Annotated in this window: 26 protein-coding genes; 17 read left to right on the top strand and 9 right to left on the bottom strand. The window is 64.5% G+C overall.

Annotated features, from left to right (window positions below; genetic code table 11):
* Positions 1–4 precede the first annotated feature (4 nt).
* A complete protein-coding gene (locus ACHMW7_RS21595) occupies positions 5–2,713 on the top strand; it encodes a DUF2339 domain-containing protein (protein ID WP_395447516.1) in 2,709 nt (902 codons plus the stop codon).
* Here the strand turns inward: ACHMW7_RS21595 and ACHMW7_RS21590 are convergent.
* Positions 2,710–4,728, bottom strand: coding sequence for an AI-2E family transporter (locus ACHMW7_RS21590; protein ID WP_395447515.1), 2,019 nt, complete (start codon positions 4,726–4,728; stop codon positions 2,710–2,712). The two genes, ACHMW7_RS21595 and ACHMW7_RS21590, sit on opposite strands and share 4 nt — an antisense overlap.
* Before the next feature lie 463 nt (positions 4,729–5,191).
* Between ACHMW7_RS21590 and ACHMW7_RS21585 the strand changes: the two genes are divergently transcribed.
* The gene (locus ACHMW7_RS21585; protein WP_395447514.1) at positions 5,192–5,827 is read left to right on the top strand and encodes an outer membrane protein; all 636 of its coding nucleotides are present in this window, start codon (positions 5,192–5,194) and stop codon (positions 5,825–5,827) included.
* A 185-nt stretch (positions 5,828–6,012) separates the two neighbouring features.
* A complete protein-coding gene (locus ACHMW7_RS21580) occupies positions 6,013–6,462 on the top strand; it encodes a hypothetical protein (protein ID WP_395447513.1) in 450 nt (149 codons plus the stop codon).
* Between the two features lie 21 nt (positions 6,463–6,483).
* On the opposite strand, the gene ACHMW7_RS21575 is transcribed toward ACHMW7_RS21580, so the two are convergent.
* A complete protein-coding gene (locus ACHMW7_RS21575; protein ID WP_395447512.1) occupies positions 6,484–7,725 on the bottom strand; it encodes an MFS transporter in 1,242 nt (413 codons plus the stop codon).
* Positions 7,726–8,061: 336 nt separating this feature from the next.
* Between ACHMW7_RS21575 and ACHMW7_RS21570 the strand changes: the two genes are divergently transcribed.
* From ACHMW7_RS21570 to ACHMW7_RS21525, 10 genes are all read left to right on the top strand, one after another.
* Positions 8,062–8,580, top strand: a complete 519-nt coding sequence (locus ACHMW7_RS21570) for a sigma-70 family RNA polymerase sigma factor (protein ID WP_395447511.1) — start codon at positions 8,062–8,064, stop codon at positions 8,578–8,580.
* Complete coding sequence (locus ACHMW7_RS21565) at positions 8,577–9,371, top strand: anti-sigma factor family protein (RefSeq protein ID WP_395447510.1); 795 nt, start codon at positions 8,577–8,579, stop codon at positions 9,369–9,371. Before ACHMW7_RS21570 ends, ACHMW7_RS21565 begins: the two co-directional genes overlap by 4 nt.
* A 403-nt stretch (positions 9,372–9,774) precedes the next feature.
* On the top strand, positions 9,775–10,881 hold the full coding sequence (locus ACHMW7_RS21560; RefSeq protein ID WP_395447509.1) for a peptidase C39 family protein: 1,107 nt from the start codon (positions 9,775–9,777) through the stop codon (positions 10,879–10,881).
* Complete coding sequence (locus tag ACHMW7_RS21555; RefSeq protein ID WP_395447508.1) at positions 10,878–12,338, top strand: RimK family protein; 1,461 nt, start codon at positions 10,878–10,880, stop codon at positions 12,336–12,338. Before ACHMW7_RS21560 ends, ACHMW7_RS21555 begins: the two co-directional genes overlap by 4 nt.
* Before the next feature lie 61 nt (positions 12,339–12,399).
* Positions 12,400–12,786, top strand: a complete 387-nt coding sequence (locus ACHMW7_RS21550; protein ID WP_395447507.1) for an ArsR/SmtB family transcription factor — start codon at positions 12,400–12,402, stop codon at positions 12,784–12,786.
* Positions 12,783–13,358, top strand: coding sequence for an SRPBCC family protein (locus tag ACHMW7_RS21545; RefSeq protein ID WP_395447506.1), 576 nt, complete (start codon positions 12,783–12,785; stop codon positions 13,356–13,358). Before ACHMW7_RS21550 ends, ACHMW7_RS21545 begins: the two co-directional genes overlap by 4 nt.
* A gap of 1 nt (position 13,359) precedes the next feature.
* Positions 13,360–14,151: an SDR family NAD(P)-dependent oxidoreductase gene (locus ACHMW7_RS21540; protein WP_395447505.1), complete on the top strand. Its 792-nt coding sequence runs from the start codon at positions 13,360–13,362 to the stop codon at positions 14,149–14,151.
* Between the two features lie 58 nt (positions 14,152–14,209).
* Entirely contained in the window at positions 14,210–14,482 is a 273-nt protein-coding gene (locus ACHMW7_RS21535; protein WP_395447504.1) for a DUF3303 domain-containing protein, read from the top strand.
* Between the two features lie 97 nt (positions 14,483–14,579).
* A complete protein-coding gene (locus ACHMW7_RS21530; protein ID WP_395447503.1) occupies positions 14,580–14,963 on the top strand; it encodes a DUF4087 domain-containing protein in 384 nt (127 codons plus the stop codon).
* A 102-nt stretch (positions 14,964–15,065) separates the two neighbouring features.
* Positions 15,066–16,967, top strand: coding sequence for a low temperature requirement protein A (locus tag ACHMW7_RS21525; protein ID WP_395447502.1), 1,902 nt, complete (start codon positions 15,066–15,068; stop codon positions 16,965–16,967).
* 53 nt (positions 16,968–17,020) lie between these two features.
* Here the strand turns inward: ACHMW7_RS21525 and ACHMW7_RS21520 are convergent, their stop codons facing one another.
* Positions 17,021–17,641 (bottom strand): hydrolase, encoded by a 621-nt coding sequence (locus ACHMW7_RS21520; RefSeq protein ID WP_395451403.1) that lies wholly within the window; start codon positions 17,639–17,641, stop codon positions 17,021–17,023.
* The gene (locus tag ACHMW7_RS21515) at positions 17,638–18,492 is read right to left on the bottom strand and encodes a YgfZ/GcvT domain-containing protein (RefSeq protein ID WP_395447501.1); all 855 of its coding nucleotides are present in this window, start codon (positions 18,490–18,492) and stop codon (positions 17,638–17,640) included. The genes ACHMW7_RS21520 and ACHMW7_RS21515 overlap by 4 nt, the downstream gene beginning before the upstream one ends.
* 71 nt (positions 18,493–18,563) lie before the next feature.
* On the opposite strand from ACHMW7_RS21515, the gene ACHMW7_RS21510 reads away from it, so the two are divergent.
* Positions 18,564–19,895: a dihydroorotase gene (locus ACHMW7_RS21510; RefSeq protein WP_395447500.1), complete on the top strand. Its 1,332-nt coding sequence runs from the start codon at positions 18,564–18,566 to the stop codon at positions 19,893–19,895.
* A gap of 121 nt (positions 19,896–20,016) precedes the next feature.
* Here ACHMW7_RS21510 and ACHMW7_RS21505 read toward each other — a convergent pair whose 3' ends face one another.
* From ACHMW7_RS21505 to ACHMW7_RS21490, 4 genes are all read right to left on the bottom strand, one after another.
* Positions 20,017–20,841: a hypothetical protein gene (locus ACHMW7_RS21505; RefSeq protein ID WP_395447499.1), complete on the bottom strand. Its 825-nt coding sequence runs from the start codon at positions 20,839–20,841 to the stop codon at positions 20,017–20,019.
* Between the two features lie 176 nt (positions 20,842–21,017).
* Positions 21,018–21,275 (bottom strand): hypothetical protein, encoded by a 258-nt coding sequence (locus ACHMW7_RS21500; protein WP_395447498.1) that lies wholly within the window; start codon positions 21,273–21,275, stop codon positions 21,018–21,020.
* A 133-nt stretch (positions 21,276–21,408) separates the two neighbouring features.
* The gene (locus tag ACHMW7_RS21495; RefSeq protein WP_395447497.1) at positions 21,409–21,786 is read right to left on the bottom strand and encodes a TIGR02301 family protein; all 378 of its coding nucleotides are present in this window, start codon (positions 21,784–21,786) and stop codon (positions 21,409–21,411) included.
* A gap of 59 nt (positions 21,787–21,845) precedes the next feature.
* Positions 21,846–22,268 (bottom strand): NUDIX hydrolase, encoded by a 423-nt coding sequence (locus tag ACHMW7_RS21490; protein ID WP_395447496.1) that lies wholly within the window; start codon positions 22,266–22,268, stop codon positions 21,846–21,848.
* 114 nt (positions 22,269–22,382) lie between these two features.
* Between ACHMW7_RS21490 and ACHMW7_RS21485 the strand changes: the two genes are divergently transcribed.
* Together ACHMW7_RS21485 and ACHMW7_RS21480 are read left to right on the top strand one after the other, a co-directional pair.
* The gene (locus ACHMW7_RS21485; protein WP_395447495.1) at positions 22,383–23,159 is read left to right on the top strand and encodes an SOS response-associated peptidase; all 777 of its coding nucleotides are present in this window, start codon (positions 22,383–22,385) and stop codon (positions 23,157–23,159) included.
* A gap of 118 nt (positions 23,160–23,277) precedes the next feature.
* Complete coding sequence (locus tag ACHMW7_RS21480; protein WP_395451402.1) at positions 23,278–23,886, top strand: LysE/ArgO family amino acid transporter; 609 nt, start codon at positions 23,278–23,280, stop codon at positions 23,884–23,886.
* On the opposite strand, the gene ACHMW7_RS21475 is transcribed toward ACHMW7_RS21480, so the two are convergent.
* Positions 23,869–24,024, bottom strand: coding sequence for a transcriptional regulator (locus ACHMW7_RS21475; protein WP_310324593.1), 156 nt, complete (start codon positions 24,022–24,024; stop codon positions 23,869–23,871). The genes ACHMW7_RS21480 and ACHMW7_RS21475 overlap by 18 nt on opposite strands.
* Before the next feature lie 349 nt (positions 24,025–24,373).
* Between ACHMW7_RS21475 and cysS the strand changes: the two genes are divergently transcribed.
* Positions 24,374–25,810, top strand: a complete 1,437-nt coding sequence (gene cysS / locus ACHMW7_RS21470) for a cysteine--tRNA ligase (RefSeq protein ID WP_395447494.1) — start codon at positions 24,374–24,376, stop codon at positions 25,808–25,810.
* Positions 25,811–26,081: the final 271 nt, after the last annotated feature.

Below are 26,081 nucleotides of genomic sequence, written 5' to 3'. Positions count from 1 at the left end.
GGCCATGCTTGAGAGCCTGTTGGGCGTCATCGCCATCGTCGTGCTGATCGTCATCGTGTCGAAGCAGCAGAGCCGGCTCGGCCTGCTCGAGCGCGAGCTTGGGGCGCTGCGCAGCCTGGTGCTGTCAGGTGCCGTGCCGGCGCCGGCCGCCAAGGCGGCGGAGGTCAAGGCAGCGACGGTGAGCGAGGCGGTCTTGCCGGAGGCGCTGGCCGCTGAGGTAGCCGACCAGCCAGCCGCGGCGGAATCTGTCGCGGCGACAGCGGAAGAGCTGCCCGTGGCGGCAAATGCCGAGGTGGAAGCTGCGGTGGCTGGCCCGTGGGCGCCAGCGGCAGCCGAGCCGCAGCAGGCTGCGGCGCGCGCAACGCCCAACATCGAGACCGCGCTCGGTACACGCTGGGCAGTCTGGGTCGGTGGCCTGGCGCTGGCCTTCGGCGCGGTGTTCCTGATCCGCTACTCCATCGAATCCGGCATCTTCGGCCCCGGCCTGCGGCTCAGCATGGCTGCCCTGCTCGGGCTCGTGCTGGTCGGTGGCGGCGAATTCATCCGTCGCACCGGCTATCGCGTACCGATCCAGAACGGCTCCAACGCCTACATCCCGGCGATCCTGACGGCGGCGGGCGCGTTCGCCCTGTTCGGCACCATCTACGCCGCACATGGCATCTATGGCTTCATCGGTGCCGGCCCGGCTTTCGTGCTTTTGGGCATCGTCGGTGTCGCGACGATTACCGCGGCCCTGGCGCATGGCCAGGCGCTGGCCGGCCTCGGGCTGCTCGGCTCGATGGTGACGCCGGTGCTGGTCGCGTCGACCGCGCCCAACTACTGGGCACTGTTCGGCTATCTTGCCATCGTCCTGGTGGCGACGGCGGCCGTCGCCCGCACCCGCAGGTGGTCGCTGCTGATGGGCGCTGCTTTCATCGGCACCGGCCTTTGGACGCTGCTTTATCTCGCCGACGCGCCGCTGGCGAGTTTTGCGGTGGTGCTGTTCATCTCCGCCATCACACTGGCGGCATTGGCCCTGCTATGGCTCGGCCGTGACGACGAGCCAGCCACGCTCGACTGGCCGTCGATGGTGCCGGCCTTCTTCGTCGCCGTGACATCGGTGGTGCTGTTCATCCATCCGACCTATGCAGCGCTTGGCGGCCCGCTGCGCGGGACGATCCTGATGATCGGCATGCTGGCGGTGGCGCTTTATCGTCCGGCGGCAGTGTCACTGCTGTTTGCGGCCGCTCTCGCCGCCGTGCTGGTCTATCTGCGCAATGCGCTGGGCGGCACCTTCGACCTCGACCTGCCGATTGGCGCGCTCACTGTCGAAGGTTTGCCGATCGAGGTTGCCGGTTCGACACTGACCCGCATCGGCTGGCTGCTCGGCCTGGTGTTCGCCGGCGCCGGCCTGTGGAGCGCCAAACGCTACGTGGTGACGGTGCCCTGGCGCGCCGCGGCCTGGGCCGGGTGGGGCGTGGCGGTGCCGTTGGTGGTGCTGTTTTCGCTCTGGATCGCCTATGGCAACCCCGACCGCGATCTGTTGCGCGCGTTGATCGCCGTTGCACTTGTTGCCGGCTTTGCCGCCGGCGGCGAATGGATCGCCCGCAACGAACAGCCGCCGCTGACCGGTGGCCCTGCCGTCTCCTTCGCCTTGGGCGGGGCAGGGGTGGCGCTGCTGCTGGCCTTGCATATGGGCTTCGGCTCGGGCTTTACCACCGTGCTGCTCGGACTGGCCGCAGCGGTAGCGGCCCTGGCGACCCGCCAGCGCAGCTATCCGGCGCTCGGCTGGCTGAGCGTTGCGGCGGCGGTTGCGGTGCTGGTCCGGGTGGCGTTCGACCCAACGATCGTTGGCGCCGACGTGCTCGGCAAGACGCCGGTGTTCAACTGGATTTTGCCCGGCTACGGCATTCCGGCACTCGCCTTTGGTTTTGCCGCCTGGCAGCTGGCGCGAACCACCAATGGGCGGCCCCGGCTGGTCATGGAAGCGGTGGCGGCACTGTTTGCGCTGCTGACGCTGGCGATGCTGGTGCGCCACGCAATGAATGGCGGCGTCATCACTTCCGACGTGCCGACGCTGGCGGAGCAGGCGATCTACACGCTGATCGCGCTCGGTGGCGGCGGCATATTGGTGGCGCTCGACATGCGTTCGCCGAGCCCGGTGCTGCGCTATGGTTCGCTCGGCATCGGCGTTGTGTCGGTGCTGTCGATCGTCGGCCAGCACTTCCTGGTGCTCAACCCGCTGTTCACCAACGAAAGCACCGGCGGCATTGTGTTCTTCAACTTGCTGTTCCTCGCCTATCTGCTGCCGGCGGCAGCAGCAGCGGCGCTGGCCTATTACGCCCGGGGCAAGCGCCCGCAATGGTATTCGGCGATGCTGGCGCTGGTCGCCGCACTGCTCGCCTTCGCCTATGCGACGCTGTCGGTCCGGCGGCTGTTCCAGGGCGAGCATATCGGCCTGTGGGCGGGCCTCGGGCAGGTCGAGACCTACACCTATTCGGCACTTTGGCTTGCCATGGGCGTCGGCCTGCTTGTCGCTGGCGTGACGCTGAAGTCGCAGGTGCTGCGTATCGCTTCCGCGGCGCTGATCTCGGTCGCGGTGGCCAAGGTCTTCCTGTTCGACATGTCCGAGCTGGAAGGCGTGTTGCGGGCGCTGTCCTTCATCGGCCTGGGTGGTGTGCTGATCGGCATCGGCCTGTTCTACCAGCGCCTGCTGACGCGGGCGGCGCGCTAGGTAGCCAACAGGCGAGCGCCGCAAGCCGGCTGCCAACCCAGCAGACCAGCAGTTGCAGGTTTCAGCCTGCCGGCGCCTTCGGCTTTGCCGCCGGCTTGCTGCGGGAAGAAGGCTGGCGCCGGACCATGCGTTTTCGGCGCCTTGAGGGGAACGGCAGGCGCGTCCGACAATGCCCCCGTCGCGGCTGATGTCATGTCGTATGCGACAAAGTCGGCGTTCAACTCGGCGGCAAGCTTTTCGGCGTCGCGGCCCGGCGCTTCGTCGGCCCAAAGCACGATGCCGACGCGCAGGTCCTTTCCGGCGCGCTTGAGCCGGCGCACGACGTAGCGGCCATGGTTCAACGAGTCGGAGTTGAGGAAGCCGACGATCGCGGTCTGGAACGTGCCGAGCGGCAGGTTGCGGATGTTGGCAGGGTCGACATCGGTGTGGCTCGCCGTCGACGCCGAGGCACCCTGAACCGTCAGGACCTGGGCGAGCATGGCGGCGGCAGCATTGTCGAGATCGCCGCGCCCGCCGATGCAAAGCACCGATTTTCCCGATCCGTCCGGCAGTTCGTCGCCCTCAGGGGTTTCGTCCGGCTCAGCATCGTCAGCAGCGACGTCGTCGCCTTCCTCCGCCTCCTCGTTGGCGATCTCGTTCAGGTTGGCGACCAGCGTCGCCGCGCTTGCCGCAACGCGCCTGCGCTGCTCGTCGGTCAGCGCGCCGCGAGCGCGGTCGCGTTCGCCGAGCAGCAATGCCGGAATGGCCACGCTGCCGTAGAAGTCGACAAGGTACTCGGTCTCGAGCATCTCCTCGGCGTGGTCGGTTGCCTCCTCCGGGTCGCCAGCCAGCAGGCGCTGGTAGAGGCGCTGCTTGGGATCGAGGACCGGCTCGTTGCCGAACAGGACCTCGAGGAATGCAAACTGCGGGACGTGCTTGCCAAGCACGACGAGGCAAACGGTCAGCGGCGTGGACAGCACCAGCCCGACCGGCCCCCACAGCCACGTCCAGAAGATCGCCGCGACAATGATGGCCAGCGGCGAGAGGCCAGTCCTGGAGCCATATAGCCATGGCTCGATGACGTTGTTGATGATCAGTTCCATCACGATGAACAGCCCTGCCGCCCACAGCACGAGCGACCAGCCCGGCGCCACCGCCAGGGCCAGGAAAAGCGGCAGGATCATCGCGATCGCCGGGCCGATATAGGGCACGAAGCGCAGCACGATCGCCAACAGGCCCCACAAGACCGCGTTCGGTATGCCCAGCAGCCAGAGACCGACGCCGATCGGCACGCCATAGGCGACGTTCACGACCAATTGCATCAGCAGATACTGTCCGACCCTGCGGCCGGCATCCTGAAGCGCTTCGGTCGTTCGATGCAGGTCGCCATAGCCGACCAGGCGAATGAAGCGGTCGCGCAGGTCTTCGCGCTCCAGCAGCATGAAGATGACGACGACGATGACCAGGCCGGCGGTGGCGAGCGGGCCGATCAGCGGCAGGATCAGGTTCTTCAGGGTTTCTATCGGGCGCTGAGGTGTGAAGATCTCGACCAGAAGCGGGTCCGGCCGCGACGGCTGCGTCGACCCGGCTGTCGCGCCTTCGGGCTTGTCGATTTCTTGTCCGACACGCTCGATGACCCCACTCAGCCTGTCGATGATGCCATTGCCGCCGCCAGTCTCCTTGAGCGAGCGCACCTTCTCGAGGATGTTGGACTGATAGGTCGGGAGGTTCTGGGCAACTTCGCCGATCTGCGACGCCACCACGAAGCTGAACACGGCGACCATGCCAAAGGCGGCCATGACGCAGGCAATGACCGACACCAGCCTGGGGACACCGAGCCTGCGAAGCCAGCCAACGATCGGCGCGAGCGCGAAGGTGAGCAGTATCGCGATGGCCAGCGGCAGCAGCACGTCGCGCGCGAAATAGAGGATGGCGACCATGGCCGCGGTCGCGGCAAAGGTCGGCAATAAGGTCTTCGCAGCCGGCTGCATTGAAATCTGGCTTGCCAAGCCCTGGCCTTTCCTGATCTCGACCACCCGAAGCCTCCTGGCTGCACTGCTGGCTGACGACGTCAGCCTGGCACCGTCGCCTGTTCCGCTCGCAGAGCGCAACAGGCCGAGAGGTGCCGTCAGGATTCATAGTCGTCGCAGAACATCAGCTTTGGCAATGGCCTATGGTTGCGTGGCAACTGGGTGCCATGCGCGGCGTGGCAGTGTGAGCGCGGCAGCGTGGCCCGTTTTCCTGAGGCGTCCGCGATAGACCGACGCAAGGATGCCTTAATGAAGGTTACCGAAAGATTACCGCTAAATAATTGATTTTATTATATTCGATGCAATGTTGCTGCAATGCAGAAGGCTCAGGTTACGCTCGCAACCAATGATATGGTGCACGGGACTTGGCCGGCGGGTTCTCCCCCGTTGCCGCCGCGTCGAGGCCCCGTCAACGGGCTGCGAGGCTTCTGCTTCGCAGCCCCACGCAAATGTCGGAGCAAGAACTAACATGTCCATGCGAAATCTGTTTCTCGTCGTATTCGCTGGCCTCGCGCCTTTCGCCATGCCTGCAATGGCCGCTGACGTGGCCCAGAACTACGCCGCGCCGCAGGATTTTTCCAATCAGGCCTATGACTGGTCGGGCACCTATGCCGGTGTCCATCTCGGTTCGGCCTCATCGGGTTTCCCGAACCCGTTCGCCGACAAGAGCGGCTGGCAGCTCGGCGGCCAGGTCGGCACCAACTTCCAGTCCGGCTCGATGGTCTATGGCGCCGAGCTCGAAGGCAGCTACTCCAAGGGCTCCAAGTACAATCTCGGCGGTGGCGCCGAACTGCAGCGCACCTGGAACGGTGCGGCCAAGGTTCGCGCCGGCGTAGCCCTTGACCGCACGCTGGTCTACGGCACCGCCGGCTACTCGATGGCCAAGTTCAAGGGCAAGGGCAATGTCATTTCCGACGACAAGTGGGAAGGCGGCTACCTCGTCGGCGGCGGTATCGAGCAGGCCTTCGATGGCGGCCTCAGGGCGCGCGTCGAATACAACTACGTCAACTATGGCGACGTGAACGCGGTGGTCAAGGGCGGCAGTCGCCGCAGCGAAGACCTTGCCAGCCACAGCGTCAAGCTCGGCCTGAACTACGGCTTCTGAGGCAAGAAACCCGAAGGCCCATGGTGGTCTTCGGGATGGATCTTGCGCCGGTTGAAGGTGCTGCCGCTTCCCTTGTCCTCCAGGAGGGATACACGGCGCCGACAACGGTGACCCACCACATCGAAGGCAGGCCCAGCTCCCAATCGGTCTGTTTTCGATGACCGGGCCAGGCCCGGAAAGGAGCCATGATGTTTCTTGCAAAGACGCTGGCCAGGACAGTGGCTTGTGCCGTGGCCGCGAGCCTGCTTGCCAGCCTTCCGGCCCATGCCGGCAGCCGAAGCTTCACAGCGGGCGCACAGGTGCAACTCGTCGGCGACTATTATTATGACGACGATGACGACGACATCGATTGCTCGTGGCCGCGCGACAGCTACGAACGCAGGCAGTGCGACAGATGGCGCGACAGGCAAGACCGCCACGACCGTCGCAAGCGCGACAAGGACACAGAGGCCGCCATCGGCCTCGGTATCCTCGGCCTTGCCGTCGGTGCGATCGTTGCCGGTTCGATAGCCGAACAGAACGCCAAGGAACGCCGGCGTGACCAGTGGGGCGGGCCGTGCCACAGGCGCTATGGCTACGACCGGCGCAGCAACACCTTTATCGGCGAGGGCGGCCGCCGCTTCTACTGCCGGTAGGAGCCAGCGACAGCTGGCGGATCACTCCGCCGGCGCCAGCACCGTTGGCCGCGCGACGGGGCGTTCCTTGATCGGCCAGTGGACGGCGGCCGCAAACAGGCCAAGGATCACGCCGAGCCACCAGACCGGGTTGTAGGATCCGAAATGATCGTAGAGGTAGCCGCCGAGCCAGACCCCGAGGAACGAGCCGATCTGGTGCGAGAAAAAGACGATGCCGCCGAGCATGCCGAGGTGGCGGGTGCCGAACATGATGGCGACCAGGCCGTTGGTCGGCGGCACCGTCGACAACCACAGCAGGCCCATGATGATGGCGAAGACCACGACGGTCGTTGGTGTCTGCGGCACCAGCAGAAACACAGCCACCAGCGCCGAGCGGGCAATGTAGATCCAGGCGAGGAAGTGCGGCTTTGAATATTTCTGGCCGATGACGCCAGAGGCGAGCGAGCCGATGACATTGAAGAAGCCGATCAGCGCCAGCGCGATCACGGCATAGCGCGCGTCGATGCCGATGTCCCTGATATAGGCGGGGAAGTGGGCGGTGATAAAGGCGACCTGGAAGCCGCAGACGAAGAAGCCGGAGGTCAGCAGCAGGTAGCTCCTGTGGCCGAAGGCTTCCGACAATGCCTGGCCAAGCGTCTGCTCGACCTCGGACTGCGAGACCGTGCCCGAACGCGCATTGCCGACCAGCGGGATTGCCAGCACCGGAATGACCAGCATGGCGATCGACATGTAAACGAGCGTGTCGGACCAGCCATAGGCGTCGATCAGGCCCTGGCTGATCGGCGCGAAGATGAACATGCCGGCGGAACCGGCAGCGGTGCCGATGCCGAACACCATGGAGCGGTTCTGCGGGTTGGTGTTGCGGGCAAACGCCGCCAGAACGATGCTGAACGAGCCGGCGGCAACACCGAGGCCGACAAGCACGCCGCCGCTCAGATGCAGCATCGTGGCACTGTCGGCATTGGCCATCAGATAGAGGCCGAGCGAATAGAGCACGGCGCCGAGCGTCAGCACACGCCAGCTGCCGAAGCGGTCGGCGATGGCGCCGAAGATCGGCTGGCCGAGACCCCAGCACAGGTTCTGGATCGCCATGGCGAGACCGAAGGTGGTGCGGTCCCAGCCCTTTTCGGCGAGCATCGGCAACTGGAAGAAGCCCATCGCCGAGCGCGGGCCGAAGGTCAGCGCCGCGATCAGGCAGCCGCAGATGATGATGAGCCAGGGAACGCTCGATTGCGACCTGGTGGTTGCAGTTGCAGCAGTCATGGTCGCATCTCCGTGGAGCGCCATATCTAGCCGATCCCGGCCGATGTTCAAAATCAATTGAACTAGGGAAATGCTTCAAGATTTCTGATGTGTCGGGAATAGAATGCGCCTGGCAATCGTTAATTGTGCGCTTGGGTGACTGGGGTGGCAAGCCGCCGCCGCGCATCGGCCCGGAAATCGGAATTGATTTTCGGAAAAGACGATGCGCAGTTTTAGAGTTCCGGAGCGTCCTTTGCGCGTCCAAGTGGACGCGCGGCGCTCCAGTCACACGCTTGCGCCGCGCTGATAAGGCGCGTTCAATCGGCGTGCAAAGAGGGCGACTTGCGATCCGCGGTCATGGACGAAAAGAAGGCAGCGATACTTCAGGAAATTCCCCGGCTGCGCCGCTACGCGCGGGCGCTTCTGCGCGACCGCGATGCCGCCGACGACCTTGTCCAGGACAGTCTCGAGCGCGCACTGGTGCGCATGGACAACTGGCGAACGGGAGAAAGCCCCAGGAGGTGGCTGTTTACGATCATGCACCATCTATTCATCGACCAGATGCGCAAGGTGAGCCGGCGCGGCGAGGCTTCGATCCTGCCGCTCGATGCCTCCGAGGCTTTGGCGACCCCTGCGGTGCAGGCCGAAAGTGTCGCTTCGCGCGAGATCGTTGACGCATTGCAGCAGATCAGCCCCGACCGGCGTGCCGCACTGGTGATGGTTGCCATCGAAGGATTTTCATATGCCGAGGCCGCAACGATGCTCGGCGTGCCGGCCGGCACGTTGATGTCGCGTATCGCGCGTGGCCGCGAGGAACTGCGCGGACTGCTTGACGATCAGGCGCGCCGCAGGACGATAAGGATCGTCGAGAAATGAACGCCCGCGCTTTTACCGACCGTGACATCCATCTGGCCCTCGACGGCGAACTGCCGGAGGACGAACGCGCCGCCTATCAGGCCTGGCTCGAAGCCAATCCCGACATGAAGGCCAGGAGCCTGCGTTATGCCGCAGACAACGCCGCGCTGCGCAACCTGTTTGCCGGTGTGCTCGAAGAGCCGGTGCCGTCGCGGCTGGAGGCAGCCGTCAACGGCGATGCACCCAGGCGCAAGGGGGCAGCGCAGTGGTGGCGCATGGCGGCCGCTGCGGCACTGCTGATTTCAGGCGGGCTCGGCGGGTATTTTGCCGGGGCCAGCGGTTTAGGCTTTGGTTCCGGTGACGACGACCGCATGGCCGAACTGGCGATTGCCGCCCACCAGACTTTTGCCGCCGACAAGAACCGGCCGGTCGAGGTCGATGGCAGTGACCAGGCCTATCTGACCGGCTGGCTGTCCAAGCGCACCGGCTTGACGCTCGTGGCGCCGGACCTGACCAAGAACGGCTTTACGCTTCTCGGTGGGCGCCTGGTACCAGCGAACGGCAGCACGGCGGCGTTGATGCTGTATGCCGACGCCGAAGGCAATCGGATCTCGGTCTATGTCACCACCGAAGGAACCGAGCGCTCCAAGGGCACCTACACGCTCGCCAGCGGCGGCCCCGAGGCCGTCTACTGGCAGGACGAAGGTTATGGCTGCGCCATCGTCGGCACGTTGCCGCCCGAGCAGATGGGCGTGGTCGCCAAGGACGCCTACAAGCAACTGCTTGCCGGCGCCGGGCTGGCACGGTCGTAGGCTTGTACAGGGCCTGTACCTTGGGCAGATGGGTGCTCGCTGCTGCGCCCTGCTTGCCTCCCAAGTTGTGGAGCTTCGGCCGTTATCCTGATGGCTTGTGGCTATTGGGTGGTCACAAGCCATCAGGAAGCGGAAGTTCAAAAGTTCCCCCGCTCGACCAGCCAAGCAGGGCTCGGCAGCAAACCGACTGCCGAGATCCGGAAATGCGAGCGCGGACGGGCTTGAAGAAAACGCCGATTTTCGGCGTCCTTTCCTATGAGATTCATATCCTCGCCGCCGCTGAGCCATGTCACAATAAGGCCCGAATCGAGGCGTGACTGCGCTGGCACAGCGAGCGCATGAGTGCTTCGCAGGGATGCATCCTTAGGGCTCTCTTCCGCCCAGACGAGGTTCTCGGATCCGTATGGCTGCCGACATTCGTACGGCCCGCGCAGAAGACGTCGATGCGCTTGTCGCCATCGAAAATGCCGTCTTTGAAGGCGACAGGATCTCGCGCCGCTCCTTCCGCCAGCTGATTGACCATGAAACCGCGCAGGCGCGTGTCGCTGACATCAATGGCCGCCTTGCCGGCTATGCGATGGTGCTGTTTCGCAAGGGCAGCGGCGTGGCGCGGCTTTATTCCTTCGCCATTGCACCCGATTTCAGCGGCAAGGGCATTGGCCGCAGCCTGCTCGATGCCGCCGAGCACGTCGCCTACGAGCATGGCCGCATGATGCTGAGGCTAGAGGTACGCCAGGACAATACGCGCGCCATCCGCCTTTACGAGCAGAACGGCTACCGCAGGATCGGCTGCGAGCCGGACTATTACGAAGACGGCATGACCGCGTTGCGCTACGAAAAGACGTTGCGCGGCGACGTGCCGGTGGCCACCAAAGTCCCGTTCTACGCCCAGACCTGCGATTTCACCTGCGGCCCATGCTGCCTGATGATGGCGATGGCCAATTTTGACCGCGGTTTCGTGCCCGACCCGGTGATGGAAGTGCGGCTGTGGCGCGAGGCGACGACGATCTTCATGATGTCGGGGCCGGGCGGTTGCGAGCCGTTCGGGCTGGCGGTGGCAGGCCACGAGGCGGGGCTCGCCGCGGAGATCTTCGTGTCCGCCGAGGGCGCACTTTTCCTCCAATCCGTCCGCACGGCCGAAAAGCGCCGGGTGATGGAACTGGCGCAAGCCGATTTTCGCGCCCGCGCCGAAAAATATGCGATCCCGGTGACCTACCGGCCGTTCACGCTCGACGACATCAGGGCCAAGCTGGCCGAAGGCAAGCTGGTGCTGGTGCTGATCTCGGGCTTCCTGATGTTCGGCAAGAAGGTGCCGCACTGGGTGCTGGCGATTGGCGACGATGGCGGCCACATCCTGATCCACGACCCGTGGATCGAGGACGAGGAGCGTGAGACTGCGTCGGATGCTGCCAACATTCCCGTTCCCTACGACATCTTCATGCGCATGGCGCAGTTCGGCCGCGATGGCCTGCGCGCCGCAATCACTCTCGGAAAGCTTAGGAAACGATGACTTGGGTCATTCTTACCGGCCGCCAAAGCGATCTCGACCAGGCGGCGACGCCGCACAAGATCATCACCAACCGCGATTATCTCGCTCATCCGGCGCTGTTTCGCGGCCAGCGGCCGAAAATCATCAACCTGTCGAACCGTTATGCCTACCAGAGCCGGGGCTATTACGCCTCGCTGCTTGCCGGCTCGCGCGGCCACAAGGTGATCCCGACCGTCGAGACGATGATCGACCTGTCGGAACGCAAGCTCTACGAAAACGCACTGCCGGAACTGGAACTGGCGCTCAACAAGTGCCGCAAGGACTTGGGCGGCAGTTTCCCGGCGAAGGTGACAATCTTCTTCGGCGTCGGCCCGTCCAAGGCCTGGGACCGTTTTACCCGGCTGTTGTTCGACTGGTTCCGTGCGCCGGCTCTGGAAGTGGCGATCAAGGACGGCGAATGGGCCTCGATCCACAAGATCGGATTTGCCGCGCTTGGACGGCTGGACGACGCCGACAAGAAGCGTTTTGTTGCAGCGCTCGAGACCTACACCAGCCGGGAATGGCGCGATACCAAGGCACGCACGCCCTCGCGCTTCACCTTCGCCACGCTGATCGATCCCAACGAGCAACTGCCGCCGTCGGAGATATCGTCGCTGCGCTACTGGGCTCGCATCGCCGAGAAGATGGGCGTCGAGGTCGAGCCGATCACCAAAAAGGATTTGGCCAAGCTCGCCAATTACGACGCGCTGCTGATCCGCGAGACGACGTCGATCTCCAACCACACCTACCGCTTCGCGCGCCGCGCCCAGCAGGAGGGCATGCCGGTCATCGACGATCCGCTGTCGATGATCCGCTGCACCAACAAGGTCTATCTCAACGAATTGATGACCTTCAACAACGTGCCGGTGCCGCCGACTGTCATGATCGCCGGAGTGTCGGACCTGCAGGTGGCGGCCGACACGCTCGGCTTTCCGCTGGTGCTGAAGATCCCCGACAGCTCGTTTTCGCGTGGCGTCAAGAAGGCGTCGAACTTCGACGAGCTGAAGGCGCTGGCGACCGCCTGGCTCGAGGATTCGGATCTCCTGATCGCCCAGAAGTTCATGCCGACGCAATATGACTGGCGCGTCGGCGTGCTCGGCGGCCAGCCACTGTTTGCCATCCATTACCTGATGGCCAAGAAGCACTGGCAGATCGTCAATCACGACCGCGCCGGCAAGCCCGATGAGGGCGGCATCAAGACGTTCACGCTGAAGCATGCGCCGGCCCATGTCATCGAAACCGCCGTGCGTGCCGCGCGCTGCATCGGCGACGGGCTCTACGGCGTCGACCTGAAGGAGACCAAGGATGGCGTCTTCGTCATCGAGGTCAACGACAACCCCAACCTCGACCATGGCGTCGAGGATTCAGGCGAGAAAGACGAGGTCTGGGTACGGCTGACCCAATGGTTCCTCGACCGGCTGGAGCGCAACGGAAAGTAGCCTCGAAAATCGTTATACCGAATGGTTGACTATTCGAATTTGCGGCTATACGTTCAACCTTATGGTTGAAGATTCAGTGCATCTCGACGCGGTCTTTCACGCGCTGTCCGATCCAACCCGAAGGGCGATGCTCACCGGTCTGGCCAAGGGGCCGCGCAATGTTGGCGACCTGGCAGCCCCGTTCGACATGTCGCTGGCCGCGGCCTCCAAGCACATCAAGGTTCTGGAGAAAGCCGGGCTTGTGCGCCGCAGCGTGCAGGGGCGCACCCATGTCTGCAGCCTCGACGCGATGCCGATGCATGCCGGTGTCGAGTGGATGCGCCACTACGAGAAGTTCTGGAGCCAGCAGCTCGATGCACTCGAGGCCATCCTGGTGGCCGAGGATCAAGCCGCGGCGAAGAAGCCGGAAACCGGCACTGAAGCGAAGAAGAAACGGAGCAAGTCATGAATATCCACACTTCTTACGGCGTCGTCACCGAACCGGGAACTGTGCGCATCGAGCGGCTGCTGCCCGGCCCGGCCGAACGCATCTGGAGCTACCTCACCGACTCCGACAAGCGCAGCACCTGGCTCGCCGGCGGGCCGATGGAGCTGAAAGCAGGCGGACAGGTCGAGAACGTCTTCCGCAATTCCGAACTGACCCGCAACGACGATCCGCCGCCGGCGCATCTGGCTGCCCTCGCCGAGCATCGGGTGCCTGGCGAGATCATCGCCTGCGAGCCGCCGTATCTGCTCGCCTACAGCTGGGGCGGCGCGGCGGAGACGGGCGAAAGTTCCGAGGTGCGCTTCGAAATTGAGCCGCGCAACGACAAGGTCTTGCTGACGGTCACCCATCGCCGGCTCACCGACCATGGCGCGATTCTGAACGTCGCCGCCGGCTGGCACACGCATCTCGGCATCCTCGCCGCCAGGCTTGAGGGACGCGAGCCCGACGGGTTCTGGCGGACCCACACGCGGCTGGTGAGCGAATATGCCGAGCGTATCGGCAGCCCGCAGACTGCTGCAAAAGGTGGAGAGTGACATGCTGCTCAACAACCGCATTGCGGTGGTCCATGGCGGCGGTGGCGCGATTGGTGGCGCCGCTGCAAAGGCATTCGCCCGTGACGGCGCCCGTGTCTTCCTTGCCGGGCGCTCCCGCCCCAGGATGGAGGCTGTCGCGGCCGACATTCGTGCCAGCGGTGGCTTCGCGGAGATCGCAATTGTGGATGCGCTCGACGAGGAGGCGGTCGAACGCCATGCCGGTTCAGTGGCGACGAAGAACGGCGGCATCGATATCGCGCTGAACGCCGTCGGTGTCGCCCACGTCCAGGGCACGCCGCTGGCGGAACTTTCGCTTGCTGATTTCGAAACGCCTGTTGCCGCCTATGCCAGGACCAACTTCCTGACCGCCAAGGCCGTGGCGCGGCACATGCGCGGCAAGGGCGTGATCCTGACCTTGTCGACGCCCGGCGCGCGCATGTCTGGTGTGGGCTTTCTTGGCAACGGCGTTGCAAGTGCCGCGGTGGAGGCGTTGTCGCGCATCCTTGCCGGCGAACTCGGGCGGAGCGGCATCAGGGTGATCTGCCTGCGCCCCGACGCCATACCCGAATCCCTTGGGATGTCGCATGCCCGAGCCGCCTTCGAAGGGTTTGCCAGCCGGGCCGGCATGTCCGTCGACGACATGCTCGCTGCCCGTGCCGCCAACGGGCCGTTGCTCGGGCGCTTCCCGACGCTCGCCGAGATCGGCGATTTCGCTGCCTTTGCCGCCTCCGATCGGGCAGGGGCGATGACCGGTGCCATCGCCAATCTGAGCTGCGGCACGCTGGTCGACTAACCTTGCCAATTCCCGTCGCCCCTGATCTTCTCCGACGGAGAGCAGGGGCACAGACAGCATGCTTTTCTTTGTCATCGAGGATTTTCGCGGACGTGACCCGAAGGCGATCTATCGTCGTTTCCGCGACAAGGGACGATTGGCGCCCGAAGGCTTCATCGTTCACCACAGCTGGATCGCCGCCGACATGAGCCGCTGCTTCATGCTGGTCGAAGCCGACGACGTGACGCTGCTGCAGCGCTGGGTCGTCGAATGGGCCGACCTCGTCGGTTTCGAGATCGTGCCGGTGGCATCAAGCAAGGACACCGCAGCGGGGCTGGCGCCTCATCTCTGATCTGCGTGTGGTCGCGCGACGTATCAATCGACGCTTGCAAATGACGCTTGCAAATGACTGGGCGGCTTGTTTTCCTGCCGATGCATTGGAGGCAGGCATGCGGCGGATTCTCTTGTCGGCGGTTGGAGCACTCGTCGTTGCGTCGCTGGGTGATGCCTCGGCGGCCGAGCGCCGCTGCGGCTGGTACGCCAACCCGACGCCGGGCAATCTCTGGCTCATCGACAAGGACGCGACCTGGACGATCACCTCGCAGGGCGAGGCTGACGGGCCGGACGCGGCCGGCGCCGACAAGGCGCCTGACTTCAACCCCAGGCAGTTCGTCGAAACCAATGTGCCGGGGGCCGGCTATGGCTATGGCTGTGCCTGCATGACCGTCGAGACCGACGCCAAAAACCAGCGCATCAAGAGGGTCTTTGCCGGCGACATCCTGCCGCTGAACAAGTGCAGGGCCGACAAGTCGTTGCCACCGCCGCCGGATTGAGCCCCAGGTTTCGGCAGTGACGGCCAGTCAGCCCTTGCGTTGGCCTGACTGAATGGGATGCCCCGCGAGGGCATCGATGAATGAACGTCAAAGGAAACAGGCATGGCATTGAGCGGGGCAAGCAACGACTACCAGCGCAAGCGGCGGCAGGGCGAGAGCGCCAGGGTCGAGTTCGTCGAGCTGTTCTTCGACCTCGTCTTTGTCTTCGCGGTGACGCAGCTGTCGCATTTCCTGCTCAAGGACCTGTCCGTCGATGGCGCCTTCGAAGGCCTGCTGATGCTGGTCGCCGTCTGGTGGGTGTGGAACTACACCGCCTGGGTGACCAACTGGCTCGATCCCGGCAAGGCGCCGGTGCGCGGCATGCTGTTTGCCCTCATGCTGGCCGGCCTGATGCTGTCGACCTCGATCCCCGAGGCGTTCGAGGGGCGCGGCCTGCAGTTCGCGCTCGCTTATGTCGGCATGCAGGTCGGGCGCACGCTGTTCATGCTGTGGGCGCTCAAGAATCACAACCGCGACAACTATCTCAACTTCGTCCGCATCGGCCTGTGGCTGGCGCTCTCAGGGGTGTTCTGGATCGCTGGCGGACTGGCGGCACCCGAGAACCGCTTCGCCTTGTGGGCGGTGGCACTGCTGATCGAACTGGTGTCGCCGGCGCTCGGCTTCTGGACACCCTGGCACGGCGCTTCGTCGACCACTGGCTGGGACGTCGAGGGCGGCCACATGGCCGAGCGCTCGGCGCTGTTCATCATCATCGCACTTGGCGAATCGATCCTGGTGTCTGGCGCAACCTTCGCCGAACTCGAATGGACCTGGGTCAATTTGGCGGCGTTCCTGACCACCTTCTTCGCCTCGGTGGCGATGTGGCTGGTTTATTTCAACGTCGGGCAGGAGCTCGCCCACCACAAGATATCGGAGGCCGCCGACACCGGGCGGATCGCCCGTGTCGCCTACACCTACATCCCGGTCATATTGGTCGCCGGCATCATCGTGGTGGCGGTTTCGGACGAGCTGGTGCTCGCCCATCCGCTCGGCCATGCCGAGCCGGCGCTGATCTGGACCGCCATCGGCGGCTCGGCGCTCTATCTCGCCGGCAATCTGCTGTTCAAGTTCTATGTCGTCGGCCGCGCGCCGCTGTCGCACGTCATCGGCATTGCTGTGCTCGCGGCCATGGTGCCATTTGCCAGCCACATGTCGCCGCTGGCGATCGGGGCGGCGACAACTGTCGTGATGGTGCTGGTTGCGGTGCTCGAACTCAGGGGCAGCCGGCCAAACATCACGCGCGATAGGGCTGGACGAAGAACCGGAGCGGCCAGGCTTCTGGATCGGGACACTGCCTCGTGTAGTATCCCCGGAGGTTTCGCTCCGGGACGTTACGACATGATCCTCATCGGCCAGTATGACAGCCCCTTCGTCCGCCGCGTCGGCATCGCGCTTCGGCTCTATGGCCTGCCGTTCAGGCACGAGCCGTGGTCGGCGTTCGGCGACGCCGACAAGATCCGCGCCTACAACCCGCTGACCCGGGTGCCGACGCTGGTGCTCGACAATGGCGAGGTGCTGATCGACAGCCACATGATGCTTGACTATCTCGACAGCCTGGCGCCTTCAGGCGAGGTGATGTTCCCGAAGTCCGAGCCGGCCCGGCACCAGGCGCTGAAGATCACGACACTGGCCACCGGCGTCGGCGAAAAGGCGGTCAGCCTGTTCTACGAGAAGCGGCTGCACACCCATGTCTCGGAAGTCTGGGTCGAGCGCTGCCGGACGCAGATCGCCTCGGTGCTGGCGGTGCTCGAGGCCGAGCGCGCCCAGCGCGGCGGCACCTACTGGTTCGGCGACCGCATTGGCCATGCCGACATTGCCGTTGTTGCCGTGCTGCGCTTCATCAACGACGCGCATCAGGGCCTTCTCGACATGGCCGAATTCCCTGCACTTGCCGCCGACGCGGCACGGCTGGAGGCGATGCCGGTGTTCAAGGAGATCAGCCAGGAGTTCATCCCGCCGGCATGAAGATTGCTAGCAGCGCATGATCCGCCCCGAAAACCGGCGTGCGGTTTTCTCGATCACGCCCGGCCGGCGCGCAGCTTCTCGATTGCCGCAAAGCGCTTGAGGAAGCCATCCTGCACGCGCTTTGCCGGTTGCGGCGTTAGGTCGAGCCCATCGGCGGTGATGCCACGCGGGCGGCCGAAGAATTCGGTCGCCTCGGTAATTGAGAAGCCGGCAAGCAAAGTCGCCTCGAAATAGGCCGATATCTGGTCGGCGCGCTTGATGTCTTTCTTCAGGCCCTGACCGATCTCGGCCGGCAGGCCGACGCGCAGGTGGATGGCGTGCTGCAGCCGCTCCTCGCAGGATTTGTAGCCGCCGCCGACAACCGACTTGAACGGCGAGATCATGTCACCGATGACATATTCCGGCCCGTCATGCAGCAGCGCTGCCAGCAGCGCCTCCGGCGCCGCATCAGGCACGATCCTGCGAAAGATCTGCTCGACCAGAAGCGAGTGCTGCGCCACCGAAAAGGCGTGGTCGCCCGAGGTCTGGCCGTTCCAGCGCGCGACGCGGGCGAGGCCGTGCGCGATGTCGGAGATTTCGACGTCGAGCGGCGAGGGATCGAGCAGGTCGAGGCGTCGCCCCGACAGCATGCGCTGCCAGGCACGGGGCGGGGCGCCGGGACGGTCGGCCATCAGGCGTCTTCCGCGCTGGCGGCTTCGGGATAGGTGAAGCTGGCCCAGGCGGGAATGGCAAGCGCCACTGTGACGTTGTCAGCGGTGATGGCGCTGCCGGCATCGAGTGCTGCCTTGACCCTGTCGATGCGGGCGATGGCGAGGCCATTGCTGCCGTCGACGGAGCCGAGCGTGCCGATGACCTTGCCGTCGGCCCTGAGTTCGGTGCCCGGCGCCGGCAGGCCGGATGCGGCGGAGACCAGCAGCACGCGACGGCGGGCGGTGCCACGATGTTGCATGCGCGACACGACCTCCTGGCCGATGAAACAGCCTTTCTTGAAACCTATGCCGCCCATCTGGTCGAGCAGGACGTCGTGAGGAAAGGCATCGGCCAAGGCATAATCGGGCCCGCTTTCGGCGACGCCGTTGTCGATGCGGAAGCTGTGCCAGTCGGTCTCGGAGGCGCTGACTGCGGGGGGCGTACCGTAGTGGCGGAACACAGGCTGCTGGAAGCGGCTGTCGCGGACAGTTGAATCAGATTGCGAAGCAGCTGAATCATCTTGCCACGTAACAGCGATATCTGGTTGATCCTGCTTCGAAATATCGGCCTTGCCGCGCAGCCGATAGAGCATCAGGCGGCGGACGAAATCGTCGGCTATGTCGGCCCGGCATTCCAGCCTGAGCGCATTGTCGCCGCTGCGCGAGACCAGGAAATCGAACATGATCTTGCCTTGCGGGGCAAGCAGCGCGCCGGGTTTGGCCTCGCTCCGGCCAAGTGCATCCAGGTCGAGCGTCAGGATATTCTGCAGAAAATGCTCGGCATCTGGGCCGGAAACATCGATGATGGCGCGGTCTGCGAGGGTGGCTGTCGGCATGGACCTGATCTTGCATTTCGGAGAGCCATTACGTAAGCCGCAGGCAATTCCCAGACAAGGGCACGCGCGACATGGCTACCACCTTCGATCTCATCCTCAAGGGCGGCACGGTCGTCAATCATGACGGCAGCGGCGTCCGCGACGTCGGCGTCACCAATGGCAGGATCGCCGCCATCGGCGATCTCGGCAGCGCCTCGGCCGGCGAGACCATCGATTGCCGCGGCCTGCACATCCTGCCCGGCGTGGTCGACAGCCAGGTGCATTTCCGCGAGCCGGGGCTGGAGCACAAGGAAGACCTGGAGAGTGGCTCGCGCGCGGCCGTGCTGGGCGGCGTCACAGCTGTCTTCGAGATGCCCAACACCAACCCGCTGACAACGAGCGAGGCGACCCTTGCCGACAAGGTCAGCCGGGCGACCGCGCGCATGCATTGCGACTTCGCCTTCTGGGTCGGCGGCACGCGCGAGAACGCCCGGGACGTCGCCGAACTGGAGCGCCTGCCGGGTGCCGCCGGCATCAAGGTGTTCATGGGCTCGTCGACCGGCGACCTTCTGGTCGAGGACGACGAGGGTGTCGCTTCGATCCTGCGCAACACCCGCCGCCGCGCCGCCTTCCACTCGGAGGACGAGTTCCGCCTGCGCGAGCGCCAGAACCTGCGCGTCGAAAACGACACGTCCTCGCACCCGATCTGGCGCGACGAGATCGCCGCCCTTCAGTGCACCGAGCGCCTGGTGCGCATTGCCCGAGAGGTGCGCGCCCGCATCCACGTGCTGCATATCTCGACGGCGGAAGAAATCACCTTCCTCGAACAGCACAAGGATGTCGCCACCTGCGAGGCGACGCCGCATCATCTGACCATGAGCTCGGACGATTACGCCCGTCTCGGCACGCTGTTGCAGATGAACCCGCCGGTGCGTGGCCCCCGCCACCGCGACGGCATCTGGCACGGCATCAGCCACGGCGTCGTCGACGTGCTCGGCTCCGACCATGCGCCGCACACGCTGGCCGAGAAGGCAAAACCCTATCCGGCCTCGCCATCGGGCATGACCGGCGTGCAGACGCTGGTGCCGATCATGCTCGACCACGTCAACTCAGGTCGGCTTTCGCTGGAGCGCTTCGTCGATCTTTCGAGCCACGGTCCCAACCGTATCTTCGGCATGGCGCGCAAGGGCCGCATCGCCGCCGGCTACGACGCCGACTTCACCGTCGTCGACATGAAGCGCGAGGAGACGATCACCAACGCCCAGGCCGGCTCCAAGGCGGGCTGGACGCCTTATGACGGCAAGCAGGTCACCGGCTGGCCGGTCGGCACCATCGTCCGCGGCATCCGCGTCATGTGGGAAGCCGAGATCGCCACGCCGTCGCAGGGCAGGGCGGTGGAGTTTTCGGAAGCGGTGGTGCGGTAGCTTTCTACCTCCCCTTGTGGGGAGGTCGGACCAAAGGTCCGGGTGGGGGGTATGGCGTCGCGTCGACCCACACCCCGACGCTACGCGTCGCCCCTTCCCACAAGGGGGAGGGTAAAAACCCTCAATCCCCCGCGACGAAGAAGGCCCAGCGGCCTTCGGGGGTGATGCCCAGGCGATAGAAGACGTAGGCGCCATATTGCTTCATGTCTTCATAGTCGCCGGCGGTGACGATCTTGAACAGCTCGACCTTCTGGCGCGGATCGAGCTTGTCGAGCGGGATGCCGAAGAAATAGGGCCAGACATAGAGGTCTTCGTCAGTGCCTTCGCCGAGATGGACGTAGCCGGCGTTCAGCACCTCTTCCATGATGGCGAGGATTTCCTGGCCTTCGCCATCGCCGGACAGCCCCTTGATGAAGGCGATCGGATCGCCTTCGATGTCGCCGAACGACAATTGCGGCATCGCCTCGCCCTGGCCGACCAGCGGCCGGAGCTTTTCGATGTCGCCGGTCTTGGCAGCCTCGACGAGCAAGGTGCGCATGCGCGCCACCGGCTCAGGCAGGCGGCTGAGATCATAGACGATCTCGGGAAGCGGGCCGTCGGGATCGAGGTTAGGCGCGGCAGGGCCGGTGGCGTCGCCCGGTTCGGTTGGCGTGGCGTCCTGAGGCTCGGCCGGCTGTTCCTCCGCCGGTTCTTCCGTATTCGTATTTGCGGGCGGATTGCTGGACGGCGACTGGATCGGGTCGGGCATCGGCACCGACTTTTCCGGCGTCGCGCTTTGATCGGTAGCGGGCTTCGGTGGTGTGACCGGGGCCGGGATTTCTTCGCGCTTGATTTCCGAGAGCGCAAACGCAGTCGACGTATGAAGCGGCAGGACGAGCGATGCGGCCAGGCCGATAGCGGCAAGTCGCAATGCGCCGCGGGGCGCAGTTTCAGTCTTTGGCCGCATCAATTTCCAGGCTCCGGTACTCTCACGCGCCATGCCCCCTCTCGGGCGGGCGCTCCAACACTTTCAATCCGCATAACCCGTGCACCGAAAACTGATTCCAGATGCGTGTGGCTACGCCATCAATGTGCCGGCATGATGCCGAAACCGTATCGGCTAGTCAAAGAACCGAAGTGGGCTCAATGCCGCAGGCGCAGAGGCTCGAACTCGCCGGCTTCCACCTTGGCGCGCATGCGGTCGAGCATGGCCATGGCCGCGCGTTCGCCATTGGCGGCGACGATCTCGGCAAAAGCGGTGGCAAGGGCTGCTTCGGCGATGATTTCGGGCTCGATGCCGGCGGACAGGCCTTCGGCCCACGCCTCATTGTGGCTCTCGACGGCGGTCAGGCGCTTTTCTTCCCGAACCAGGGCGTCGATGTCGCTTACGCTTTGTTCCATTGCGGTCTTTCACCCTGCCCAATGACCCGATGATTCGGATCAACTTGAGCTATCCCTTTAATGTCCCGTTAAGACACCTAACACAATCGCCCGTCCGTGTACGGCAGGCAATGCCGGGAAAGTAAATAGCCTGTTAATTACCGAAGCGCGAAGCGATGTCGCGGCTGAGCGCTTCGCCTTCCTTCATGTAGCGGCTGATCGCTTCGGTCGCCGAAGGCGTGCAGGCGGTGTAGGTGCCGTCGAAGGAGCGGTAGCCGCGGTTGAAGGAAGCGATGAACCGGGCGCGGCGCTCGGGCGAGGGGTTCTCGGCCTGGAGCAGCTTTTCCATCTCGCCACGCCACTGGGTGCCCTTTTCGCCGCACAGATTGCGCAGAAAATGCAGCGAGCCCAGAACCTCGGCGAGACGCATCAGCCCGGGTTCGAACGGCGCTTCGACCGCGCGCGCGGGAGCAGCAAGCACCGTGCTCGCGGCAAGCGTGATAGCCATGATGTAAGTCGACGCGCGCATCATAAGCTTTTGTGGCGAAACAATTTGTCGCCCGCAAGGCCGCAGGCGCGGCTATCCCAAGGCTATGCTGGCAACGCGACCTGTCCGCCGAGCAGTTCGAGCACGATCTCCAGCGTCGAATCGGTCAGCGGCAGGCGTTCGATCTCGGCGAGCTCGAAATAGGCGGCTTCGTCGGCATCGTCGGCTGCGATCGGTTCGCCATGGACATGGCGGGCGCCAAAGACGGTGAGCAGGTAGACCGAAGCACCTTCGGCGCGGCTGTCGATGAGGAGTTCGCGCAATGGCAACAGCGCGCCGACGGCGACGCCGGTCTCTTCCATCAGTTCGCGGCGGGCGGCGTCCTCCAGCGTTTCGCCTGGTTCAACCCGTCCGCCGGGGAAAGCATAGAGGCCCTTCGACGGAGCGCGGCCGCGGCGGACGAGCATGACCGAGCGGTCGCGCAGGACGGCGACCGAGACGGCGGGGACGATGGTTGCTTCGATCATCAATTTTTGCCCGGAAACGCGTTCCATTGTGGAACAGTCGACCATATCCGCTTTAGCGGTTGCGGCAGGTGCGATCCATCGCCACTTTCAGGCGATGAACCGGAACTTGAACTGATGTGCGGACGCATAGCGGTACTGGCATCGCCCGTCGAGACGTCCGCCTTTTTGGGCGTTGGCGATCTCGAGAGCTTTCCGCCGCGCTACAATGTGGCGCCAACCCAGCCGATCCTGGTGGTGATGGCCGGGCCGCAGCGTCCGCCGGGCTCGAACCTGCCCGACCGCATGGCGCTTTTGGCGCGCTGGGGATTGATTCCCGCCTGGACCAAGAACCCGGCCGATATGCCGCTTCTGTTCAACGCGCGTTCCGAATCGGCGATCGAAAAAGCCTCGTTCAAGACGGCGATGCGCCACCGCCGGGCGCTGATCCCCGTCTCCGGCTTCTACGAATGGAAAAAGCTGCCGGGCAACCGGCGCCAGCCCTATTGGCTGAAGCCGCGCAAGGGCGGGCTGGTGGCGCTGGCCGGGCTGATGGAAACGTGGAGCGAACCGGGCGGTTCGGAGATCGACACGGCGGCGATCCTAACCACCAATGCGAGCGCAGACATCCTGCACATCCACGACCGCATGCCGGTGGTGATCCAGCCCGAGGATTTCACCCGCTGGCTCGACTGCCGCACCCAGGAGCCGCGCGACGTCGCTGATCTGATGCGTCCGGCGCAGCCCGATTTCTTCGAGCAGATCCCGGTGTCGGAACTGGTCAACAAGGTCGCCAATGTCGGGCCGGAAATCCAGGCGCGGGTCGAGCCGCTGCCTGAGGCGGCACCTGAGCGGGCAGCGAAGCCGAAGGCTGAAAAGAGCAAGCCTGACGACGGCCAGATGACGCTGTTCTGATTGCAGCGGAACAGCGCGCTACAGGGCGCTCTGGCATCATGAATCCCTGCATCCTGCCTTCCGAAAATCGATTTCGATTTTCGGAGCGGTGCATTAGAAGAGCGGCGTGACCACGCCCATTTTCTCCGCCGCCATCTCCGGATTCCTGCTTGGTGCCTCACTGATCATCGCGATCGGCGCGCAGAATGCGTTCATCCTGCGCCAGGGCCTGCTGCGCCAGCATGTCTTCATATTGAGCCTGATCTGTGCGGCCTCGGATGCGCTGCTGATCGGCCTTGGCGTCGCCGGCCTCGGTACGCTGATTTCGCAGTCGCCGCGCCTGATATCAGTGGTGACGGTGGGCGGCGCGCTGTTCCTGTTCGCCTACGCCTTCATTGCCTTCCGGCGCGCGATGAAGCCGGAAGTGCTGCAAGCGGCAAAGAGCGGCGAGGCCAGGCTCTGGCCGGCGGTCGCCGCCTGTCTCGCCTTCACCTTCCTCAACCCGCATGTCTATCTCGACACTGTGGTGCTGCTGGGCAGCCTTTCGGCAGCCCATGAAGGACAGGCGCGCCTTGCCTATGGCATCGGCGCAGCTTCGGCTTCGTTCGTCTGGTTTTTCGGGCTCGGCTATGGCGCCCGGCTACTTGAGCCGGTGTTTGCCCGGCCTGCCGCATGGCGCGTGCTCGATGTGCTGATCGGCCTGATAATGGCTGCGATCGGCCTCAGCCTGTTAGGCAGCCTTGTTTAGCTTGGGGGCTGTCTTTTCTTTCTTCGGCGCGCAGATCAGCGCGGCAAGAATTGCGGCGGGGCCGATGGCCCGGTAGTGCTTGGTCAGTTCCGCGTACTGGCTACGCGCTCGGTCCTGGTCGGATTGTTTTCGTTTCATCGGTCTCTTCCCTAAAGTCAGCTCTGTTGAGAGCGGCTGCATTTGCTTACGGATTCGGTCGAATTCGTGGCAGTGCGGCGCCTTTTATCCGGGCGATGTTTCATTACGGTGCCGGGATGTTTAACAAAGTGTTTCAGTACTGCTTCCGTTCCGGTCCGGGCGGTAAAGTTTCATGTCGATGCGTCTTGACGGCAACAGCTCGGTGAGGCGATAAAGCCCGTGATGAAAACGTCTTTCGCCATTTCCGGCATTTGCATTATTGGCTAGCGTTCGCGCTGGTCAGGACGTTTTCGCCTCATCTTCACACGAGACAGGTTGAACGCCCGGGCCAGCAGGCCAGGGGAGAGTTATGTCTGATCTCACGTTGAAGTCCGAGGCATTCAAGGGCTTGCGCCTTACCAACACGCTGACGCGCACGAAGGAGGACTTCGTGCCGATCGATCCGCAAAACGTGCGGATGTATGTCTGCGGCCCGACGGTCTACGACTTCGCCCATATCGGCAATGCGCGTCCGGTGATCGTCTTCGACGTGCTGTTCCGGCTGCTGCGCCATGTCTATGGCGAAGAGGCCGTCACCTATGTGCGCAACATCACCGACGTCGACGACAAGATCAACGCACGCGCCTTGCGCGATTTCCCCGACCTGCCGCTGAACGAGGCGATCAGGCGGGTGACGGAGAAGACGGCCAACCAGTTCCATGCCGACGTCAAGGCACTGGGCTGCTTGCAGCCGACCGTCGAGCCGCGCGCCACCGAGTTCGTGCTCGCGCGGCCGGACGGCAAAACCGATATGGTTTCCTTGATTCAACGCCTGATCGAACGCGGCCATGCCTATGAAGCGCAAGGCGAAGTGCTGTTCGACACCGGCTCGATGGAAGACTATGGCCAGCTCTCGAAGCGCAATCTCGACGAGCAGCAGGCCGGCGCGCGCGTCGAGGTCGAGGCGCACAAGAAGAACCCCGGCGATTTTGTTTTGTGGAAGGCATCCTCTGCGGAAGAGCCGGGCTGGGACAGCCCGTGGGGCCGCGGCCGACCGGGCTGGCACATCGAGTGCTCGGCGATGTCGGCCGCCTATCTCGGCGAGGTCTTCGACGTCCATGGCGGCGGGCTCGACCTGATCTTCCCGCACCACGAGAACGAGATCGCCCAGTCGCGCTGCGCCCACGGCACCGAGGTGATGGCCAACTATTGGCTGCACAACGGCTTCCTGCAGGTCGAGGGCCAGAAGATGTCCAAGAGCCTGGGCAACTTCTATTCGATCCACGAACTGCTCGCGACGGACAATTTCGGCGGCCGCAAATGGCCGGGCGAGGTGCTGCGCCTGGCGATGCTGATGACGCATTATCGCGAGCCGATCGACTTCTCGCTGCGCAAGTTGGAGGAGGCCGAAAACACGCTGCGCAAATGGAAGCGCGCGGCCGACGGCGCCGGTGATACCGAGGCAGCGGTACCCGCGGTACTGATCGCGGCTCTCGGCGACGACCTCGCCACGTCGAGCGTCTTCCAGGGCCTGTCGCAGTTGGCCGGCGAGGCGGGTGGCAACGCCAAGGCCGCGGCCGAACTCAAGGCAGCACTCCTGTTCCTCGGCTTCGGGCTCGAGGCGGCAGAGGTCGACGAGGTGGCAGTCGCAGCAACCATCGCGCGCCGGCTGGAGCTCATCAACGCCAGGAACTGGGCCGAAGCCGACCGTATCCGCGACGAGCTGCTGGCCCAGGGCGTGCAGCTGAAGGACGGCAAGGACCCGGTTTCAGGCGAGCGCGTGACGACTTGGGAAGTGAAGCGGTGATGATGGTGCTGCGCGGCATGGATAAGGCGGGGCTGCACGCCCCCCTCTGCCCTGCCGGGCAGGTCGCGCTTTGGGCTGTCGTTTTGACGGAGAGGGCTGCGGGACAGCGCCCCCCTCTGTCCTGCCGGACATCTCCCCCACAAGGGGGGAGATCAGCTGTCACGCCGGCCTTCGCCAATCGCCAACGTTGCAGAAGGGGCGGTTCGAGGGCCGCTGCCAATCTCCCCCCTTGTGGGGGAGATGTCCGGCAGGACAGAGGGGGGCAACGTAG

This window comes from Aminobacter sp. UC22_36 (genome assembly GCF_044056035.1).
Lineage (GTDB): Bacteria > Pseudomonadota > Alphaproteobacteria > Rhizobiales > Rhizobiaceae > Aminobacter.
Note: the sequence above shows the minus strand (reverse complement) of the source record. Positions and strands in the feature narration are given on the sequence as shown.